The organism is Streptomyces sp. NPDC092369, from assembly GCF_044755245.1.
Classification (GTDB): domain Bacteria; phylum Actinomycetota; class Actinomycetes; order Streptomycetales; family Streptomycetaceae; genus Streptomyces.
This window is the reverse complement of record NZ_JBIVQP010000007.1, coordinates 99,952-119,097: the sequence shown is the minus strand read 5'-3', so window position 1 is coordinate 119,097 and position 19,146 is coordinate 99,952. Positions and strand designations below refer to the sequence as shown.

At 71.2% G+C, this 19,146-nt stretch carries 17 protein-coding genes; 7 read left to right on the top strand and 10 right to left on the bottom strand.

Annotation, left to right across the window (positions count from 1 at the left end):
- Positions 1-47: 47 nt before the first annotated feature.
- The 5 genes from ACIQI8_RS35610 to ACIQI8_RS35590 all read right to left on the bottom strand — a co-directional run bounded on the left by ACIQI8_RS35610 (position 48) and on the right by ACIQI8_RS35590 (position 6,806).
- Entirely contained in the window at positions 48-1,607 is a 1,560-nt protein-coding gene (locus ACIQI8_RS35610; RefSeq protein WP_402360024.1) for a serine/threonine-protein kinase, read from the bottom strand.
- Positions 1,608-1,754: 147 nt separating this feature from the next.
- Positions 1,755-2,312 carry a DUF3455 domain-containing protein gene (locus ACIQI8_RS35605; RefSeq protein ID WP_402360021.1) on the bottom strand — a complete coding sequence of 186 codons (558 nt, stop codon included), beginning with the start codon at positions 2,310-2,312 and terminating at the stop codon, positions 1,755-1,757.
- Positions 2,313-2,733: 421 nt separating this feature from the next.
- Positions 2,734-3,600, bottom strand: coding sequence for a DUF1684 domain-containing protein (locus ACIQI8_RS35600; protein ID WP_402360018.1), 867 nt, complete (start codon positions 3,598-3,600; stop codon positions 2,734-2,736).
- Between the two features lie 236 nt (positions 3,601-3,836).
- Complete coding sequence (locus ACIQI8_RS35595; protein ID WP_402360015.1) at positions 3,837-5,642, bottom strand: RecQ family ATP-dependent DNA helicase; 1,806 nt, start codon at positions 5,640-5,642, stop codon at positions 3,837-3,839.
- Positions 5,643-5,927: 285 nt separating this feature from the next.
- Positions 5,928-6,806, bottom strand: a complete 879-nt coding sequence (locus ACIQI8_RS35590) for a helix-turn-helix domain-containing protein (RefSeq protein ID WP_402360012.1) — start codon at positions 6,804-6,806, stop codon at positions 5,928-5,930.
- A 255-nt stretch (positions 6,807-7,061) separates the two neighbouring features.
- Between ACIQI8_RS35590 and ACIQI8_RS35585 the strand changes: the two genes are divergently transcribed.
- On the top strand, positions 7,062-8,042 hold the full coding sequence (locus tag ACIQI8_RS35585; protein WP_402360009.1) for an aldo/keto reductase: 981 nt from the start codon (positions 7,062-7,064) through the stop codon (positions 8,040-8,042).
- A gap of 53 nt (positions 8,043-8,095) precedes the next feature.
- Positions 8,096-8,500: a nuclear transport factor 2 family protein gene (locus tag ACIQI8_RS35580; RefSeq protein WP_402360006.1), complete on the top strand. Its 405-nt coding sequence runs from the start codon at positions 8,096-8,098 to the stop codon at positions 8,498-8,500.
- A gap of 116 nt (positions 8,501-8,616) precedes the next feature.
- Here the strand turns inward: ACIQI8_RS35580 and ACIQI8_RS35575 are convergent, their stop codons facing one another.
- Complete coding sequence (locus ACIQI8_RS35575) at positions 8,617-9,105, bottom strand: beta-class carbonic anhydrase (RefSeq protein ID WP_402360003.1); 489 nt, start codon at positions 9,103-9,105, stop codon at positions 8,617-8,619.
- Between the two features lie 338 nt (positions 9,106-9,443).
- On the opposite strand from ACIQI8_RS35575, the gene ACIQI8_RS35570 reads away from it, so the two are divergent.
- Complete coding sequence (locus tag ACIQI8_RS35570) at positions 9,444-10,313, top strand: TauD/TfdA dioxygenase family protein (protein WP_402360001.1); 870 nt, start codon at positions 9,444-9,446, stop codon at positions 10,311-10,313.
- 163 nt (positions 10,314-10,476) lie between these two features.
- Here the strand turns inward: ACIQI8_RS35570 and ACIQI8_RS35565 are convergent, their stop codons facing one another.
- Entirely contained in the window at positions 10,477-11,232 is a 756-nt protein-coding gene (locus tag ACIQI8_RS35565; protein WP_402359998.1) for an anti-sigma factor antagonist, read from the bottom strand.
- Between the two features lie 134 nt (positions 11,233-11,366).
- Here ACIQI8_RS35565 and ACIQI8_RS35560 point away from each other — a divergent pair, with 134 nt between their 5' ends.
- Positions 11,367-11,753: a helix-turn-helix transcriptional regulator gene (locus tag ACIQI8_RS35560; RefSeq protein WP_402359996.1), complete on the top strand. Its 387-nt coding sequence runs from the start codon at positions 11,367-11,369 to the stop codon at positions 11,751-11,753.
- Between the two features lie 49 nt (positions 11,754-11,802).
- Here ACIQI8_RS35560 and ACIQI8_RS35555 read toward each other — a convergent pair whose 3' ends face one another.
- Positions 11,803-12,147, bottom strand: coding sequence for a DUF308 domain-containing protein (locus tag ACIQI8_RS35555; protein ID WP_402359993.1), 345 nt, complete (start codon positions 12,145-12,147; stop codon positions 11,803-11,805).
- 492 nt (positions 12,148-12,639) lie between these two features.
- On the opposite strand from ACIQI8_RS35555, the gene ACIQI8_RS35550 reads away from it, so the two are divergent.
- Positions 12,640-15,162 carry a flippase-like domain-containing protein gene (locus ACIQI8_RS35550; protein ID WP_402359990.1) on the top strand — a complete coding sequence of 841 codons (2,523 nt, stop codon included), beginning with the start codon at positions 12,640-12,642 and terminating at the stop codon, positions 15,160-15,162.
- 194 nt (positions 15,163-15,356) lie between these two features.
- Here ACIQI8_RS35550 and ACIQI8_RS35545 read toward each other — a convergent pair whose 3' ends face one another.
- The gene (locus ACIQI8_RS35545) at positions 15,357-16,196 is read right to left on the bottom strand and encodes an alpha/beta fold hydrolase (protein ID WP_402361326.1); all 840 of its coding nucleotides are present in this window, start codon (positions 16,194-16,196) and stop codon (positions 15,357-15,359) included.
- A gap of 78 nt (positions 16,197-16,274) precedes the next feature.
- Complete coding sequence (eno, locus tag ACIQI8_RS35540; RefSeq protein WP_402359987.1) at positions 16,275-17,564, bottom strand: phosphopyruvate hydratase; 1,290 nt, start codon at positions 17,562-17,564, stop codon at positions 16,275-16,277.
- Between the two features lie 100 nt (positions 17,565-17,664).
- Between eno and ACIQI8_RS35535 the strand changes: the two genes are divergently transcribed.
- Both ACIQI8_RS35535 and cynS read left to right on the top strand, forming a co-directional pair.
- Positions 17,665-18,549: a winged helix-turn-helix transcriptional regulator gene (locus tag ACIQI8_RS35535; RefSeq protein ID WP_402359984.1), complete on the top strand. Its 885-nt coding sequence runs from the start codon at positions 17,665-17,667 to the stop codon at positions 18,547-18,549.
- Positions 18,550-18,694: 145 nt separating this feature from the next.
- Entirely contained in the window at positions 18,695-19,138 is a 444-nt protein-coding gene (gene cynS, locus ACIQI8_RS35530) for a cyanase (RefSeq protein WP_402359981.1), read from the top strand.
- Positions 19,139-19,146: the final 8 nt, after the last annotated feature.

Sequence of the window (19,146 nt, the reverse complement as noted above, 5' to 3'; positions counted from 1 at the left end):
AACGGTCGCCGGGAGCCTTTGACCAGGGGGCGGGTGGAAGGGAAGGGTCACGGTTGGCGCGTGATGCCGACCTCCACGGTCAGGTTGCCCCTGTTGTCCTGGGAGCAGAGTCCGGCGTAGTCGTTCATCGCCAGTTCGAGCGTGCCGTTCCCGGTCGCCCGGAAGGTCACCTTCCGCCCGACGGCGTGGATCGGGTGGCCCTGCTTGCCGCCGAGGCGGGCCAGCAGGCTGCCGAAGGGGGAGGCGGGCCTGATCTTGCAGCCCGTCGCGCCCGCGAGCACCTTGTCGGTGGTCGCGTCGTAGCCTGCCGGGCCGGTCATCGGCATGTTGCGGTAGTCGGCCGTCCACTGCCCCGAGACGAACCGCACGGTGACCCGGTCTCCGCGCCGGACGCTCACTCCAGTCACCGGCTGCCAACTGGTCGCCGACTTGACGACGTACGTGGTGGTCGTCGTCTTCGGGCCGTCCTTGAGCGGCAGCGTCCCGGTGAGGAACAGCCCGCCCACGACACCCGCCGCCAGCACCGCCGTACCGACGAGGGCCCACAGCACGCGCCGTGGACCCGAGCGGGACGACCGCCCCGGCGGCTCCTGTGCGGGCTTGAGCGATGTGGTGTGCGTCGCCGTCGGGACGGTTCCCCAGGGCGGGGCGGGCCGTTGGCGGCCGCTGGTCACCGTGTCCGCGTCGACCGACGAGGGCGAGGACCGCGGCACGCGTACCGTCGGCGACGGCAGAAGGTCGGCGGTCGTCTCGCCCGCCGCGACCCGCCACAGTGCGGCACGCGCGGTGGCCGTCGGCGGGCGTTCGCCCGGGGACTTGCGCAGCAGGGCCTCGATCACCGGGTGCAGCGGGCCGAGTTGCCCGGACAGGACGGGCTCCTCGTACGCGACCGCGTGCAGCGTCGCCGGGTGGGCGGGCCGGCGGAAGGGGGACCGGCCGCCGCATACCGTGGCGAGGGTCGCGCCCAGTGACCACAGGTCGGAGGCCGGCCCGACCTCGGTTGCCATCACCCGCTCGGGCGCCATGAACTCCAGGGAGCCGACCAGTTCGCCGGTCGTCGTCAGCAACTCGCCGTCGTCCAGGGCCGCGATGCCGAAGTCGGTGAGGACGGCGTTGCCGTCGCGGCGCAGCAGGACGTTGGCGGGTTTGACGTCGCGATGCAGGGTGCCGGCCGCGTGCACGGCCGCCAACGCGTCGAGCAGTTGCACGCCGAGGGCGGCGGCGTGCTGCGGCGTGAGCGGTCCGCTCTCGGCGAGTCGCTGGGCCAGCGAGGGTCCCTCGACGAGTTCCATGACGATCCACAGCCGGTCCTCGGACTCGACCAGGTCGTGGACGCCCACCACGTGCGGATGCGACACCCGGGCGACCGCACGTGCCTCACGGATCGCGCGGCGCACCCGGACGCGGTGCTCCTCGTCGCCGTGGGTGAGGATGTGCAGTTCCTTGGCGGCGACCGCGCGGTCGAGGAGTTGGTCGTGGGCGCGCCAGACGGTGCCCATGCCGCCTCTGCCGAGGACTTCGTGGAGCTGGTACCGCCCGGCGATCAGTCGTCCCGAGCCGCGGTGCGCACTCGTCGCCGCCTGGGGATCGCCCTCTTCGGATAACACGCGCTCGCTCACGTTTCCTTCGCGGCGGTGTCGATGTCCGCCGTTGGTCATTTGGCTCGAACTGTTCGAGCGGGGCTGAGCATAGCGGCGGCAGTGGCCTCCTCGGGATCGTCCGGGAGATCACTGCCGCCGCCACCGCCTAGCGCGTCACGCGGCGGGCTTGTAGAACGCGTAGGTGGCGGTGTACTTCACGCTGACCTGGTCGGTTCCGGTGCAGGCCGTGGTGGGGGCGACACCGCCGCCCGTGTTCAGGCGCTGGATGTAGGAGACACCGCCGAAGGTCCCGGTGCCGCGGGTGGCGGTGGCCTTCAGGAGCAGCTCCGGGATGGTGCCGGTCTTGGGGGAGTTGGCTATCGCGGAGCCGTTGACCGCGCTGCCGTCCACCGTGGAGACCCAGACGGGTCCGCGGGAGTGGAGGGCGACGGAGCGGTGGGTGCGGTCGTGCCTGGCCCACAGGGTGGCGGCCGGCTCCAGCAGCGTCCAGGCGCCGTTGGTGCAGGTGTAGGTCTGGACGCCGGCGGCGGAGAAGACGCCGGTGAGCTTGTTGCCGTCGGGGACCTTCAGCGCCTCGGGAACGTCGACGGTGGTGACGGGGCGGGTGGTCTGCGGGGTCGCCGCCTGACCGGCCGTCGCGCCGAGGAACGTGCCGACGGTCGCGACGGCCACGGCCGTGGTGGTGAGAACCACGCGCTTGGCATGCTTCATTGCTGTACCTCCAGAAGAATTTCCGAGCATGTTGCGCGGGTAGGGGCGCGGCGACCGTACGAGTCCATGCGCCGGAACCTCGCGCGTACGAAATCAGGGGGCCGGCCAACCGGTCCTCGGCCCTCGATGCCGCAGTGTAGGGGTGAACTCCCCTGGCGAGGCCGCCAATTGCTGACGATTCGGTGACGTGCCTACCCTTTCGGTCCTCGCCAATTGCCCATTGGGGCAAGGTGCTTTGCGCGCAAGTCCCCTGATCCGAATGCCGGGAAATCCTGACGGGAATTCAACAACAGGCCGCATCCATTCTGTTGCCGATGCTGCCACTGGCCCGGACGACTGGATCGCCGAGGCCGGGCGGTGAACCGCACAGGGCGCCGAACTGCCGTATCAGCGCCGCGGTTCACCGCGATCGGTACGAGACTCAGGCCCCGTCCCCTTCCCCGCTGTCGGCCCCGTCCCGCTCACGGGGCGTCTTCAAGCCGGCCTCGATGGCCACCGCCAGCCGGTTCTCCGCCGGTGGCAGCGGGCAGGTGGCCAGGTCGGTGTAGGCGCACGGAAGGTTCGCGGCGCGGTTGAAGTCCAGGACGACCGTGCCGTCGGCGGCCGGCGCGTCGAGGGAGAGGGACCGGTTGGCGGCGTAGGTGGTCACGCCGGAGGTGGCGTCGGTGAAGAGCACCAGCAACCGGCCCGGGCCGTGTCCGGGGAACGCGGTCAGGGCCAGGGGACGCCCGTCCAGTTCGAACTCGACCCGGCCCGGTGCGTCGTACACATGCTCAAGTCCCTCGACCGCGGCGCCCACCGTCGTCGGACGCGGTTCGTCGAAGGCGGTGTAGTGACCGCTCACCACCCAGCGGGGGTCGGGCGCGTAGGCGGGGGTGCCGGCGAAGGCGGTGCGCAGCGGCGCGTCCGGGTGCCGCGGGCGGACGATGTCGTGTCCGCCACGCTTGGCCACCTCGATCACGGCATCGCCCCAGACGGCGTTGACGCCACCGCGCTCGGGCAGCACGCCGAAGCGGTGCTCGCCGGTCACCGGTGTTCCGTCCACGACGAGTTCCTCGCCCTCGTCGAGCGTGACGGCGACCCCGGCGGCGTCGGTCCACCAGGCGCCCGGCGCGTCCGGGAAGCGCTGCGGGCGGTCGTCGAGCCAGTGCAGGCCGGTGATGGCCAGGAATCCGTGCGGAGCGGCGAGCCGTTCCTCCTGCCCGCGGTACCAGTCCAGCCAGTCCTGGGTGAAGGCCTGGAGATCGCTGGTGGTGGGGTCGACGGTCTTTTCGCTGAGTTCGGTCATACCAGTGCCAACCCTGCCCACCCGAAAGGGGATTCCGGCCCGCGTGTGACAGGTTCTTTTCGGGATGGTGGAGATCTTCGACGGTCGAGGCCCTGCGGCGGGAGTGCTCAGGAGCGAGCCGTCGAGCCGGTGACGAGCCGGCCGCTGACCACGAGCGTGACCAGTGCTTCCGGGCAGCATGGTGCGCAGGTGAGGTCCTCATGGCCGAGCCCGCTTCTCGGCGCGCGGGACGCGCGTCAGCGCGGTGAGCCGGGCAGCGCGACGAGCAGCCGCTTGTCCGTCACCACGGCCAGCGACAGGGTGCGGTAGCCGACCGACTCGAACAGGATGGTGATCCTGCCGTCGCCCTCGCTCATGACCTCGCCCTGGCCCCACCGGTCATGGCGCACGCGGACGCCCGGCAGGTAGGCGTGCTCGCCCGCGGCGGAGTGTCCGGCCGACTCCGCCGCCCGGGCGGCTCCCGCGGAGGCGCCGGCGCGCGCATCGGACCCGGTCCGACGTCGCCGGCGTACGGCCGCCCTGTCCGGCCGTACGGCGTCCCCGGACCGCCCGCGCCGCAGCCCGCTCGCGCGCTTGGCCAGCGGGTCCGCGCAGTTGTCGCACCCTCCGCACGGGACGGTGACGGAGTCGCCGAAGTATCCGAGGAGGAACCGCCGTCGGCAGTCGGTCGTCTCCGCGTACCCGCGCATCATGTCGACCCGCGACTGTTCGAGTCTGCCGTGCGTGGCGTGGACGTCGAGGGCATTCTGCACAACGGTGTCGACGTCGTCGTCCGAGCGGCCGCCGTCGCCGTCGACCGCGCCGATGAAGCGGCTGCCGTCCCGCTCGGTACGGACCGCCCCGGCCTCCTCCAGGAGGTTCAGCACGGCGGACAGTGCCGTCGCGCTGAGGTCGCAGTCGGCGCGGAGCCGGGTCGCGGGCACGGCGCCCGCCTCGGCGCGCAGGCGCTCGGCGACGCGGCGCAGGGCGTCGGTGTCGGGAGCGCCGGCGGCGAAGAAGCGTTGCAGGCCCAGATCCTGCGAGCGGTAGGCGAGGATCGCCCTGGCCGGTGCCCCGTCTCGGCCCGCGCGGCCGATCTCCTGGTAGTAGGCGTCCAGTGAGCCGGGGACGGACGCGTGCAGGACGAACCGCACGTTCGCCTTGTCGATGCCCATGCCGAACGCCGAGGTCGCCACGACCACATCGAGTTCACCGGAGCTGAACCGGTCCTGGGTCCGGCCGCGTTCGGCCGCGGAGAGGCCCGCGTGATAGCTCGCCGCCGACAGGCCGAGGTCGCTCAACTGCTCGGCGTAACTGTCCGCCGCCTTCCGCGTCCCCGCGTAGAGGATGCCCGGCTTCTCCTCGACGGCCGCCCGCTCCACGACGAACCGCTCCTTGGCTGCTCTGTCCTGGAAGGCCGTCACCTCCAGGTGGATGTTGGGGCGGTCGAAACCGGCGACTATCTCCACCGGGTCGTTCATGCCGAGACGTTCGGCGATGTCCCGCCGTACCGGGGCCGCCGCGTTCGCGGTCAGGGCGAGCACCGGCGGGTTGCCGAGCCGCCGACGGGCATGGCGCAGCCGCAGGTAGTCCGGCCGGAAGTCATGCCCCCAGGACGACACGCAGTGTGCCTCGTCCACCACCAGCAGCCGGGGCCGCACGGCGGCGAGCCGGTCCGTGACGTCCGGCTTGGCGAGCTGCTCGGGAGCGAGGAAGACCACGTCGACCGAGGAGGCGCTGATGCGGGCCCATGCCGTCTCGTTGTCGCTCCGGCGCTGCGCGGAGTTGATGGCGGCGGCGCGCAGCGCGCCGGAACCGAGCAGGCTCTGCATCTGGTCCCGCTGAAGCGCGATCAGCGGCGAGACGACCACGACCGGACCGCCCAGCAGGACCGCGGGCACCTGGTACACGGCGGACTTGCCCGCACCGGTCGGCATGACGGCCAGTACGTCACGCCCCTTCATCACGGCCTTCATCGCGCTCAGTTGGGCCGGACGCAGCTGCTGCCAGCCGAAGACCCGACGGGCGATGCCGCGCAGACGACGGGACGTGAGTGCGAACATCGTTCTCCTCGAAGAGTGGGCGACCAACCGCCGGGTGTCTGGCGGCTACCCCGGTTCGCCGGAATATCGCCTCACGCGCTCAGGTCGCCCACATCAAGATCCCCACGGCGCGCGCCTCGACCGGCACGCGCAGGCCCGCCGCTCCCGGGGGAGTGAAGCGGCGGGCTCCCTTCGCGGGGAGAACAGACCGTACGCCCCAACCTCGCGAATCGAAAGATGTCGGACGCAAACGGGCACGCGACCGCATCCGCATGTGCACCCGCGGCGAACGCGCCAACGCCGCCCTCAAGAGGCGTCGGTCCGTTGGTCGTCGGCGTTCCAACTGGCCAGGAGGCGGATCGCGTCGGCTTCGGGGGTGCCGGGACGGGGGGTGTAGACACTGATGATCTGGCTGGAGGCGGCGTCGATGCGGAGGGTCTCGTAGGGCAGCGTGACCTCCCCGATGAGGGGGTGGCGGAAGGTCTTCGCGCCGGCTCGGGCGGTCCGTACGTCGTTGGTCGCCCAGCGCGTCCGGAATTCCGTACTGCGGGTCGCGAGCTCTCCGATCAGTTCGGTCAGGTCCGGGTCGTGGGGGTGACGGCCGGCCTCGATGCGCAGTATCGCCACAGTGTCGGCGGTGATCCGGTCCCACTCGGGGAACAGGTCCCGGGCCCGGGGCTCGTCGAGGAACAGGAAGCGGGCGCTGTTCGTCCGCCCGGGCAGGTCGAACACGGGGGCGAGGAGGGCGCGCCCCAGTGCGTTGACCGCGAGGATGTCGAACCGGCCGTTGAAGACCACCGCGGGCAGATGGTCCATGGAGTCGAGCAGCACCCGGATTCCGGGGGTGACCAGGTCTTTCGCCGTCCCGCGGCGCCGCTTGCGGGCCGCGGGGGTCAGCGCGGCCAGCAGCCGGCCGAGGTGGGCGCGTTCGTCGTCGTCCAGACGCAGGACACCGGCGACGGCGTCGACGACTCCGGCGGAGGGCCCGGTCGCCTGGCCGCGTTCGAGCCGCACGTAGTACTCCGGGCTGACCCCCGCGAGCAACGCGACCTCCTCCCTGCGCAGGCCTTTCACCCGACGGCGGGCGCCCTGCGCAGGAAGGCCGACGTCGGCGGGGGTGACCCGGGCGCGGCGGGTGGTGAGGAACTCGCGGACCGCCGCCCGTGCGGCCTCCTTCTCGTCCATGCGATCAAGGGTAGGCCCGGTCCGCCGCCCGGAAGGGGTCCCTGCGAGTACCCCTTTTCGCAGTGCCTGTCGGGATGTGGGGGACGGATGTTGGCTGGATGCCGGTGGGGGACGGGAACCGGGATCGGGATCGGGACCGGGAGCGGGAGCGACCTCGACTTTGATCGCGGCCCCGACTTTCGTCTCGACATTTCGACATTTCGACATCTCTACATTTCGGCAATTCGACGCTCTCGACGAGAAACGAGTTCTCTGATGCAGCACGCCATGCTGGGGAGCCTGCGGGTTTCCCGGATCGGTCTGGGTGCCATGTCCATGGCCGGCACCCTTCTCTCCGGCGGCGGCCTGGACGACGCCGAATCCATCCGTGCCGTCCATCGCGCGCTCGACCTCGGCGTCACCCACATCGACACCGCTGAGAGCTACGGCCCGTACCACAGCGAGGAGGTCGTCGGTCAGGCACTGGAGGGTCGGCGCGACCAGGTCGTCCTCGCCACGAAGTTCGGCATCCTGTCCCATGCCGGGGACGGAACCGACCTGTTCGACAGCAGTCCGGCCAACATCCGCACCGCCGTCGAGGGTTCCCTGAAGCGTCTGCGCACCGACCGGATCGACCTCTACTACCAGCACAGGGTCGACCGGAACACCCCCATCGAGGAGACCATCGGCACCGTGGCCGAACTGGTCGCCGAAGGCAAGGTCCTGCACATCGGCCTGTCCGAGGCATCTCCGGACACGATCCGCCGTGCCCACGCCGTGCACCCGATCTCCTCGCTGCAGACCGAGTACTCCCTGTGGACCCGCGACGTCGAGACCGAACTGCTGCCCCTGCTCCGCGAGTTGGGCATCGGCCTCGTCCCCTACGCGCCTCTCGGGCACGGGTTCCTGACCGGCGAGATCCGCACGCCGGAGGAGATCCCCGACGGCGACTGGCGCAAGACCAATCCGCGTTTCGTCGGCGAGGCCTTCCACCAGAACCTGCAACTCGTGGAAGAAGTACGGAACATCGCGGCCGAGGTCGGTGCCACCCCGGCCCAGATCGCGCTGGCGTGGCTGGTGGCCCAGGGCGGGGACATCGCCCCCATCCCCGGCAGCCGGCGCGTCGCTCGCGTCGAGGAGAACACCGCGGCCGACGGTGTCGCCCTGACCGTCGGCCAGTTGCGGCGGCTCGACACCCTCACACCGGCCACCGGTGCCCGGCACGACGACTTCAACGAGTCCACGATCGACCGCTGAACCCCAACGGGGTTCTCGACTCACCAGAGCCTTCGCCTCAGAGGAGATACGCCATGTCCGCAGCCACATCACCGACCGAGCAGAACCGCGCTGTCGTCGAAGCCATGTTCGCGGCGGCGAACCGCGGTGACGTCGAGGGAGTCTTCTCCTACCTCTCCGAGGACGTCGCGGTCATCGAGCCGGTGTTCCTGCCCTTCGGGAAGGCCTACCACGGCAAGGACGAGTTTCTCGGCCTCGCCCAGATCCTGCCGAACTACCTCGACGTCTCCAAGATCACCGTGCACTACACCATCGCCGACGGCGACCGCGTCGCGGCATGTGTCGGCATCACGGACGTCGCGACCGGTGAACTGACCCATTTCATCGAACAGTTCACGCTCAAGGACGGCAAGATCATCGAGAACCGGGTGTTCTACCACAACGTCGGAAGCATGATCGACCAGCCCAGGGTCGTGTAGCCACCAGCCATTGCGCCGCTGTCATTGCCGACGCCGTTCTCTACGGCGTCACCAACCGGGAGCGGCCCCTCACGCCGGGCCCGTCCGGGACCTCGGCGTGAGCGGCTGCCCGGCTGTCAGTTGACCTCGTTGAGCTTCCCGGTCGCGACGTCGAAGACGAAGCCCCGGATGCGGTCCTTGTGCACGACGAAGGGGTCGGCCTTGATGCGCGCGATCGACTGGCGGACGTCCGTGTCGAGATCGCCGAAGGCCTCCGCCGCCCAGGACGGACGGATACCGGTGTCCTCCTCGACCGTGGCCTTGAACCCGTCGTCGGTGAAGGTGAGCATGCCGCAGTCGGTGTGGTGGATGAGGATGATCTCCTGGGTGCCCAGCAGGCGTTGGCTGATCGCGAGCGAGCGGATCTCGTCCTGGGTGATCACGCCGCCCGCATTGCGGATGACGTGTGCCTCGCCGTCGTTCAGGCCGAGGATCGCGTACACGTTCAGCCGGGCGTCCATGCAGGCCACGACGGCGAGTTGCTTCGAAGGCGGCAGCGGGAGCGGGCCGGAGAAGGTCTCGGCGTAGCGGGCGTTGTTGGCCAGCAGTTCATCGGTCACGGACATGGTGGACCTCTGTTCTCGAGTGTTCTGAAGGGTGCTGCGCGGGCGGCGGGAACGGCGCGCGGCAACAGAACACGTCGAAGACGTAGACACGACGCGAGGGCCAGAAGCCCGTCAGCGTGGTGGCGAAGGTCGGCACCCGACCAGTGAACCTTTCGGTACCGAGGGCTGGCAAGGAAACGTGTGTTCGGGGGGCCGGCCGGTCGAAGGTTGATCGGCGGCGGATCGGCGGCAGATCGGCGGCAGGCCGGCGGGCCGGCGACGACGCCGATCGTTTCACCTTCGTGAACATCGCACCCGCGAGAGCGCGATCGGCAGATCCGGGGATCAGGATCGACACCATGACAGTCATCACCGACGCGGCGGCCGGCCTGCGCATCACCCCGCTCGGGCCGAGCTTCGGCGCCGAGGTGCACGGAGTCGACCTCGGCCGCCTGGGAGACGAGCAGGTCGCGGCGGTCCGGGCCGCGCTCGTGGCGTACAAGGTGCTGTTCCTGCCCGGCCAGGGAATCGACGACAACGCGCAGATCGACTTCGGCCGGCGCCTGGGCGAGGTCACGGCGGGTCACCCGGTGCACGACTCCGGTGACGTGCCCGACGAGGTGTACGCCCTGGACAGCCAGGACAACGGGTTCGCGGACGTGTGGCACACCGACGTGACGTTCATGCGGCGTCCGCCCGCGATCTCCGTACTGCGGGCCGTGGTCCTGCCGCCGCACGGCGGGGACACGTCGTGGGCCGACAGCCAACTCGCCTACGAGTCGCTCTCACCGGGACTGCGGGCGCTGATCGATCCGCTCACCGCCGTGCACGACGGCAGCCGCGAGTTCGGGTACTACCTGGCGCGGAAGCGCGGGGGACGCGGCAATGTCTGGGAGGGCGAGGTGGTCACGGCGCTGGCCCCCGTGGAGCATCCGGTGGTCCGCGTGCATCCCGAGAGCGGGCGCAAGGGCCTGTTCGTCAATCCTGGCTTCACCTCGCACATCGTCGGTGTCTCGGAGCACGAGAGCCGCGGGATCCTCGACATCCTCTACGCCCATCTCGTCAAGCCCGAACACACCGTCCGCCACCGCTGGCAGCCGGGCGACGTCGCCCTGTGGGACAACCGCGCCACCTCGCACTACGCCAACCGCGACTACGGCGACCAGCACCGCGTCATGCACCGGATCACCCTTCGCGGAGACGTTCCTGTGGGACCCGGGGGTCAGTGAGTCGGGGCCTGCCGGTGTCGATTCGCGCCGCCTGGATTCCTACCGCCTGGATTCCTACTGCCCGGACACCCTCCGCCTCGGTTCCCACGTCCGTCCCTCGGGTCCTCCGATGGTGTCCTCGGGTGATGCGGTCAACTCGGTTATGAAGACGGCGAGTTCACTGTCAGCCGCCCCACGGTGCCGCCGGCTCCGCTTGGACTCTGTCGACCGTCGCGGCCACCTGCTGCTGGAAGGACTCCGGGAGGGCGGCTCCCGTGACGGCGCCCACCAAGTCGTCGGCGACCTGATGGAGTTTGGTGTTGGTGTTCTGCGAGAGCGTGACCAGGACCTTCCAGGCGTCCTCGGCGCTGAGGCCGAACGAGGCCATCAGTACCCCGCGGGCGAGGTCGATCACGGGCCTGGTCTGCATGGCGCGTCGGAGCTGGACGAGTTCGATGCGCAGGTCCTGGTCGGCCTCGCCGAGTGCGATCCCTTCCGCCTCGGCGGGCGCACCCGATGCCGTAGGACCTTCCTCGTCGTCCTCGTCCAGGACGGCGAAGAGAGAGCGCGTGCCGGTGATCGAGAGGAGTCGGTGCACGACCGTGCTGGCGACCTGGATTGTGACGGTCCTGCCCGCGTCGAGAGCGCGCCGGCGAATGCTCAGGAGCGTGTTGAGGCCGGAGCAGTCGCAGAACTCCACGCCGCTCAGATCGAGGTCGATGCCGTGGACCGACCGGCCGAGGGCTTCGCGCAGAGCGTCGTGCAGGGCTTGCTCGGTGTGGATGTCGAGCACCCCGGACACGACCACGAGCGTCCAGTCGCCCGCGGGGTGTGTCTCGATCCCCAGCGGCGGCCGGCGACCGCTCGACGACGGGGCCGACTGTGTGAAAGCGACCTCGTCAACCGCTGTGCATGGCGTTGAAGGTGCTCGATCTGGCATGGCAGCCGCTCCGTGGGGGTCCGCGCGTGTTTCACCACCCCAAGACTTGCTCCGGGACGGCGCGTACGTCAAGAGATACAGGAAATCTGGTTCACCCTTTTGAATGCGCGAATCAAACGGCTTACGATGTGGGCATGTCTGGAGTACCGGAATCACACACCGGTTGGACGTTTCTCACCAACCACGCCCGCGTGCTGGCCGCGATCGCCGAGGATCCCACCACGCGCATCCGCGACATCGCCGCGCGCTGTCGACTCACGGAGCGCGCCGTCCAGAAGATCGTTTCCGATCTGGAGGACGGCGGCTATCTCAGCCACACCCGACAGGGCCGCTCCAACACCTATCGCATCGAGCGGGGGACCAGTCTGCGCCACCCCGCCGAGGCGGGGCTGACGGTGGCCGAGCTGCTGTCCCTGCTCGCGCAGCACGATGCCGCCCATGACGAGGGGCGGCAGGAGCGCCGAGAACTGCAGGACGCGGCGGGCGGCCCACAGGGGTGGACGGCCGAATCCGACCGGTGACGCCGGCGGCAGGGCCGACGCCCCACGGCGCCGCCCCCGCCGGAGCACGTTACGGCTGGACGCTGACCCGATCGGACCTGCTCGCCCCGGTACGGCGGCTGCGCGGATCGAACACGCCGAAGACCGCCGAGGCGCCGTAGAAGATGCTGAACAGCCCGAGGACGGTGGCCGGCGAGCCCGCGCCGATTTCCGGGCCGACGAGCAGCACGAACGCGGGCCGATCGAGACCGCGCGCCGGCAGCGGGAACAGGGTTCGCTCGCCCGCCGATTCGCCGCGCTGGAAAGCGAGGGCGATCTTTATGGCGCCCGTCGTCAGCGCCCACGCGGCGATCCGGATCGTGAGCGCGAGCGCCGTGCTGCCGGGCCATGCCGGCGCGACGACGTCGGCCGCCAACGACGGCACGGCGAGCAGCAGCCGGCCGAAGACCTGCCCCCCGGGTCGCCGGCGAAGGGCGGGTGCCGTCCCTCGCCGCGCTCATGAACGCGTAGACGGCGAAGAGGGTCACGTACGAGGGTGTCGACTCGTGTCTGGCATGCAGCGGGGGCGCGTCGCACGGTGCCCGACCTCGCCCGAGCTCCCGGTGCCCGACCTCGACCGAGCCCCCGGTGCCGGTCGCGGCCGTGGCCTTTGCCGTGAACGGTGGAGTCGCGGCCGTTCGCCGCGATCTGTCACACGACCGCGACCGCGACCGCGACCGCCACCTCAGCCTCGACCTGCTCACGACCGACGAGACCCGAGCGGCCGTCGCGGGACGCGTTGCAGTCATGTGAGGGATGCGCGGACCATGTTCTGAGGAGAGCATCGGGTCCGCCCGAGTGGGGGAGGACGCTGGGAGGAGACGCGAGTGCCGCGTCCCGCGTTGTCGGCAGGTCGACGAGGAGCCGCGTGATCAAGGTGATCGGAGACGGGACCGGCCGCCCGGCGTCGGAAGCCGGTGGAGCGCCGGACGGCTCCCCGGCGCCGGTGATCGACGTTCCGCCGCCACGGGCCGTGCGCCGGGCGGCCGATCTGTGGCGGCTGCTGGTGTCCCTGGCCGTCCTGGTGGTGACGGTGCTGCTGGCCGTCGCGACCCGTGACTTCGCCCGCGCGGCCCAGGACGGGCTGCTCAGCACGGTGACCGCCCTGCCTCCCGCGCTGCGGGACGGCCTCGTGGGAACGGTCCAGGTCGTCGCCGTGCTCGCGCCGGTCGCCACCCTGGCGGTGTGGTGCGTACGGCGGCGGATCGCGCCGGTGCTGCGGGTCGTGCCCGCGGCCGCCCTGGGCGCGCTGGCCGCGTGGTCGCTCACCCACCTGGCGTTGGCGCACAGCAGGCCGGACGGCTGGCCGGAGGTGCTGGTCGGCCGGGGCGGACTGGTCGGCGCGGGTCGGCCGTCGGCCGTGTACCTGGCGGCCTGCGCGGCCGCGGTCGTGGCCGCGGGGCCCTGGCTCGGGGCGCGGCTGCGGCGGACCCTGTGGGGGCTGACCTGCGTGTGCGCCGTGCTGAGCGTCGCCGCCGCGGGGATCGTGCCGCTGGACGCCGTCGCCGCGCTCGCCGTCGGTGGCACCGCCGGGTCCGCCGTACTGCTGATGATCGGCGCACCGCCCGACCGCCCGTCGGCGCGGGCCGTCGCCGACGCCCTTGTCGCCTCCGGGATCCCGGTCGCCACCCTGCGTGAGCTGCCCGCGACCGAGCAGCGGCCGGGGGAGGGAACCGTCTACCGGGCCGAGACCACCACCGGATCCCGCCTTGCGGTACGGGTGCTCGCCGCCGAGGAGCACAACCGCGATCTGTTCAGCCGGCTCGCCCGGCGGACCCTCCTGCGCCACCCGTCGGCCGCTGCCGTCCAGTCGGCGCTGGGGGCGGCCGAGCACGAACTGCTCATGCTGGTCTTCGCCGCCCGCACCGGCGCCAGGGTGGCCGAACCCGTGATGGCGTACCCGGTGGCCGCGGGTGGCGCGCTCGTGGCGACCGTGGACAAGGACGCCCGCGCGCTGTCCGCCCTGACCGACGAGGAGTGGACCGACCCCGTCCTCACCGGGGTGTGGACGTCAGTGGCCCGGCTCCAGGAACACCGGCTGGGACACGGGGAGTTGCGCCCGGAGCACGTGCTGGTCGAGGCGGACGGCGGGAGCCGGCTCGCCGCGTTCGCTCGCGGCCGGCTCAACGCGCCGCCCGAGATGCTCGGCGGAGACATCGCCGAACTGCTCGCCACGACCGCGATACGGGTCGGCCCCCGGCGCGCCACCGCGTGTGCGCTCGCCGGTCTGGGACCCGAACGCCTGGCGACCGCGCTGCCCTACCTCCAGCCGCTCGCGCTGATGGGCCCCGCGCGGCACGAGGTCGCGCGGTACGACGCCGCCCGTGCGCGGGCGGACAGTCGCGGGACCGGCCGGCGCACGCTGCGTGCCGGCGGGCGGCCCAGCCTGCTGCACGACCTCGCGACCGAGGTCGAGACGGCCGCCGGCACGAAGGCGGTGCCGCTCGCGCATCTGGCCCGCTTCACCTGGAAGAGCGTCCTGGGGCTGGTGGGCGCGTTCCTGATCCTCCACCTCGTCCTGCCGCAACTGGCCAACTTCCCGGCGGCGGTTGACGCGCTGCGCGACGCGAACTGGTGGTGGCTGCTCGCGGTGCTGCCCGTCACCTTCATCTCTCAGGGGTTCTCGACCTGCCTGCAGTTGGGCACCATCCCCGACCGCCTGCCGTTCCGTCCCACCTACCAGGTGCAGTTCGCCAGTTCGCTCCTCAACCGGATCACGCCGAGCAACGTCGGCGGCATGGCGCTCAACCTGCGCTATCTGCAGAAGACGGGGATCGAGACCGGCGCGGCCACGGCATCCGTCGGGCTGCAGAGCCTGGCAGGCGCCGTGTCCAACACCGTGGTCGCCGCGGTCTTCTTCGCCTGGGCGGGACGGCACCATGCCGGCGTGCACCTGGACCTGCCCGACAGCCGCTATCTGCTGTGGGCCCTCGCCCTGGTGCTCGCCGCCGGAGCCCTGCTCGCCTTCACCCCGCGCGGCCGTCGCTTCCTGCACGAGAAGGTGTGGCCGTTCCTGCGCGCGGCCGGATCGACCGTCGCCGGCATCGCGACCGAACCGTCCAAGGTCGTCGTGGGTGTCGTCGGCGCCCTCGGCCTGCCGCTCATCCAGGTGGTCGGCCTCGCCATGAGCGTCCACGCGCTCGGCGGTGACCTGCCCTTCGTCCAGATCGGCGCCGTCTACATGGCAGCCCGGCTGATCGCTAACGCGGCTCCCGTACCGGGGGGTCTGGGTGCGCTGGAGGCCGGACTCATCGCCGGCCTGACGGCCCTCGGCGTGCCGGCCGGGGCGTCCACGTCGGCCGTCCTTGTCTACCGGCTGCTCACCTTCTGGCTGAACGTCCCGTTGGGTGCCGTGGCCTTGAGCGTGGTGCAGCGGCGGGGATACGTGTGACCCGTGCGGTCGGCGATCGGACACGGGCGCGCTGCGGTTCAGGCGCAGCGGGGCGGTTTCTGGCGCAGCGATCCGGTCGCAGGTGCGGTCCCCTGACTCACGACCTCCGCCGAGGTTCTCCGGGCGCGGAGGGCGGCCGACAACCTGTCCGTCGTCCTCGGGGCGATTCGGGGTGTACCGGTCGAGAGGTGGACTCAGTCGCCGTACGCCCGCAGATGTTCGAGCAGCAGTCGGTTCAGCGTCTCGGGCGCCTCCTCGGGGATCCAGTGACTGACGCCCGGGAGGGTCTCGAACCGGTACGGCCCTCCGACCCACTTCCCGGTCTCCCGCGCCGCCGCCGGCCCGAACGCGATGTCCTCCGGGCTCCAGACATACAGCGTGGGTACGTCGATGACGCCGATCGCGGCGTCGGGGCGGCCGGACCGGTACCAGTTCAGGGCCGCGGTCAGAGCGCCCGGCTCGGACAGATGCCGTACGTAGGCGTCGGCACTGTCCTGCGGGATCCTGCCGGCGTACAGGGACCGAAGCAGCTCGGCGTCGTCGGCGAGCATCCGGTCCTCGGTCGCGGGCGTCTCGCGCCAGTCGCGCATGTAGGTGGACCGCGCGCGCTGGTCCTCGTCGGTGCGCATGGCCTCGGCCAGGGCGCCGGGGTGCGGGGTCGAGACCACCGTCAGGGTGCGGACGCGGCCCGCGTGCGCGTCGGCGGTCCACCAGGCCACCGCGCCGCCCCAGTCGTGAGCGACCAGATCGAACGTCGGCCAGCCCAGCTGCTCCGTGATCGCGACGACGTCGTCGACCAGGGCGCCGATGCCATAGTCCGCGGGCAGTTCGGGGCGGACCCCGGGGGAGTAGCCGCGCTGGTCCGGTGCGACCACGCGGCGGCCGTCCGCCGCCAGCGCCTCGATCTGCCGCCGCCACGCCCGCCCCGTCTCGGGAAAGCCGTGCAGCAGCAGTACCGGACGGCCATCGGGCGGACCCGCCACGAGGGCGTCGAACACGCCCGCGGCGGTGGGAATGCTCAGCTCGCGCACGATCCGCTCCCTCATACCGACTGGTCGGTCACCTTGGCTACCACCCTTCAGTTCGCCCGGACGGATTGTCAAGGTGGACACTCAGGGTCGGTTGCGCAACCCCAGCGCCTCCCGACCGGCGTACCGGGACTGCGTTCCCAACTCCTCCTCGATCCGTACGAGTTGGTTGTACTTGGCGGTGCGGTCGGAGCGCGAGAGGGAGCCCGTCTTGATCTGCCCGCACCCGGTTGCCACCGCGAGGTCGGCGATGGTGGTGTCCTCGGTCTCGCCGGAGCGGTGGGACATGACGACGGTGTAGCCGGCGCGGTGGGCGGTGGAGACGGTGGCAAGGGTCTCCGTGAGGGTGCCGATCTGGTTGACCTTCACCAACACCGAGTTGGCGATGCCGTCCCGGATCCCGGCGCGCAGCAGCGTCTCGTTGGTGCAGAACACGTCGTCGCCGGTGAGCTGGCAGCGGTCACCGAGCCGCGCGGTCAGCGCGCGCCAGCCGTCGTGGTCGTCCTCGGCCATCGGGTCCTCGATGGAGGCGACGGGGTAGCGGTCGACCAACTCCGCCAGGTAGTCGGCGTGTTGGGCGGGCGTGCGCCGGACGCCCTCGCCCGTGTAGTCGTAGACGCCGTCGCGGAAGAACTCTGAGGTGGCCGGGTCCATGACGAGCGTGATGTCCGTGCCGGGCTTGTAGCCGGTCTGCTCGATGGCGCGTACGACGAAGTCGAGGGCCTCGTCCGCGGTGCGCAGGTCGGGCGCGAAACCGCCCTCGTCGCCGACGTTGACGCTGTGGCCGGCGGCGAGCAGGTTGCCGCGCAGGGTGTGGAAGACCTCGGAGCCCATGCGGACGGCCTCGGCGAAGGTGGCCGCGCCGATCGGGGCGATCATGAACTCCTGGAAGTCCAGCGGATTGTCGGCGTGGGCGCCGCCGTTGACGATGTTCATCATCGGCACCGGAAGGACGCGGGCGTCGACCCCGCCGACGTAGCGGTACAGCGGCAGCCGGTGGGCGGCCGCGGCGGCCTTGGCGGTGGCCAGGGAGACACCGAGCAGGGCGTTGGCGCCGAGCCGCGCCTTGGTGTCGGTGCCGTCCAGCTCGGTCATGACGCGGTCCACGGTGGCCTGGTCCTCGGCGTCGAGGCCGGTCACGGCGTCCGCGATGCTCTCGTTCACGGCGTCGACAGCGCGCCGAACTCCCTTGCCGTGGAACCGGGTCGGGTCGCCGTCCCGCAGTTCCACCGCTTCCCTGGCCCCGGTGGAGGCGCCCGACGGCACGGCCGCACGCCCGAGCGACCCGTCCTTGAGTTCGACGTCCACCTCGACGGTCGGGTTGCCCCGGCTGTCGATGATCTCCCGTGCGACGACCCGGCTGATGACGGTCACAAGGCAACTCCTCACGCTGAGCCCGCGTCTCGGACATCGGCGGGCGGTAAGTTCCATCTGGAAACAAAGTGAGTCCCGAAAAGGAACCTACTATGGGCGCATGAGGATGCACAACGCCGACGAGAACTGCGGCATCGCGCAGGCCGCCATGGTCCTGGGGGACTGGTGGAACGTGCTGGTGCTGCGCGAGGTCGCCCGCGGCCATGTCCGCTTCGACGCCCTCGCGGCCGAGATCGGCCTGTCCCGCAAGGTCCTCACCGAGCGCCTGGGCCGCCTCGTCGCCCACGGGGTCCTGCACCGCAGCCTCTACCAGCGACGCCCGGTGCGCTACGAGTACCTGCTCACGGACGCCGGATCCGCACTGCTGCCGCTGCTCGTCGCCATGCAGGACTGGGGCGACCGATGGGTGCTGGGCGACGGAAGCGTCACCGCGACCGCGACCCAGGACAGCGCCGAACACGCCCGGGTGCATGCCCTGACCGGCACCCGCCTGCCCGACGGCCTCGAACTGCCCGGCCCGCGAGGCGCCCAACTGCCCGTCGTCGCACCGGACTCCGCCGCGACCGTGCTGTTCACCTACCCCGGCACGGGAGTCGACTGGGGCGACCCGGCCATCCCCGGCACCGCCGGCTGCACGCTGGAGAACCGACTGTTCCGGGACGCCTGGCCCGACTTCCGCCGGGCGGGCGTCGAGGTGCGGGGCATCAGCACCCAACTCCCACACGAGCAGGAGGAGTTCGCGAGCACCGAGGAGATCCCGTACCCCCTCCTCTCCGACGCTCATCATCAACTGGCCGCAGCCCTGCGCCTGCCGACCTTCCGCGGCGCCGGCCGACTGCGGCACAAACGCCTCGTCCTGATCGTCGACGCCGAACGGACCGTGCGCCACGCGCTGTTCCCGGTCCTCGACATCCCGCACGCCGTCACCGAGAGCCTGGCACTGGCCGCACGGGCCCAGGGCGAGTCTGTAACTGCGGGCGCGTGAGCGGAAGATGGTGACCCGCGTACGCGCGGCCCGCTTCGCGTGGCGCCGGGTCCCGCTGTACGAGGAGGCCGGTTCCGTCCACCGGCCGCCGCTCCTACGCTGATGCGACGTGCCACCAGGGCCACCGCCGTCAAGGGAGATGCACATGCTCAGCAAGCAGGAAGCCGCCGAAGCCGTCCGTCAGGCCAAGGTGCGGACCGGGGTCACGTGGGCCCAACTGGCCGAAGCCGTCGGCAAACCGCTCGCCTGGACCACCGCGGCCCTGCTCGGCCAGCACCCGATGGGCAAGGACGAGGCCGTCACCGTGGCGGCCCTGCTGGAACTCGGCGACGACGCCGCGCTCGCCTTCCAACTCCAGCCGACCCGGGGTGCGTTGGACGCTGCCGTCCCCGTGGACCCCACGATCTACCGTCTCTACGAGGTCATCCAGGTCTACGGCCCGACCATCAAGGAACTGATCCACGAACAGTGCGGTGACGGCATCATGAGCGCGATCAACTTCCGACTCGACGTCCGGCGGGTGCCCGACCCCGCGGGCGACCGGGTCGTCGTCACTCTCGACGGGAAGTACCTGCCCTATCAGTGGTGAGGGCTGGT

Excerpts from the sequence above, each read along its gene's own strand:
- ACIQI8_RS35605 (WP_402360021.1), bottom strand. The coding sequence starts at position 2,312 with ATGAAGCATGCCAAGCGCGTGGTTCTCACCACCACGGCCGTGGCCGTC.
- ACIQI8_RS35600 (WP_402360018.1), bottom strand. The coding sequence starts at position 3,600 with ATGACCGAACTCAGCGAAAAGACCGTCGACCCCACCACCAGCGATCTC.
- ACIQI8_RS35595 (WP_402360015.1), bottom strand. The coding sequence starts at position 5,642 with ATGTTCGCACTCACGTCCCGTCGTCTGCGCGGCATCGCCCGTCGGGTC.
- ACIQI8_RS35590 (WP_402360012.1), bottom strand. The coding sequence starts at position 6,806 with ATGGACGAGAAGGAGGCCGCACGGGCGGCGGTCCGCGAGTTCCTCACC.
- ACIQI8_RS35585 (WP_402360009.1), top strand. The coding sequence starts at position 7,062 with ATGCAGCACGCCATGCTGGGGAGCCTGCGGGTTTCCCGGATCGGTCTG.
- ACIQI8_RS35580 (WP_402360006.1), top strand. The coding sequence starts at position 8,096 with ATGTCCGCAGCCACATCACCGACCGAGCAGAACCGCGCTGTCGTCGAA.
- ACIQI8_RS35575 (WP_402360003.1), bottom strand. The coding sequence starts at position 9,105 with ATGTCCGTGACCGATGAACTGCTGGCCAACAACGCCCGCTACGCCGAG.
- ACIQI8_RS35570 (WP_402360001.1), top strand. The coding sequence starts at position 9,444 with ATGACAGTCATCACCGACGCGGCGGCCGGCCTGCGCATCACCCCGCTC.
- ACIQI8_RS35565 (WP_402359998.1), bottom strand. The coding sequence starts at position 11,232 with ATGCCAGATCGAGCACCTTCAACGCCATGCACAGCGGTTGACGAGGTC.
- ACIQI8_RS35560 (WP_402359996.1), top strand. The coding sequence starts at position 11,367 with ATGTCTGGAGTACCGGAATCACACACCGGTTGGACGTTTCTCACCAAC.
- ACIQI8_RS35535 (WP_402359984.1), top strand. The coding sequence starts at position 17,665 with ATGAGGATGCACAACGCCGACGAGAACTGCGGCATCGCGCAGGCCGCC.
- cynS (WP_402359981.1), top strand. The coding sequence starts at position 18,695 with ATGCTCAGCAAGCAGGAAGCCGCCGAAGCCGTCCGTCAGGCCAAGGTG.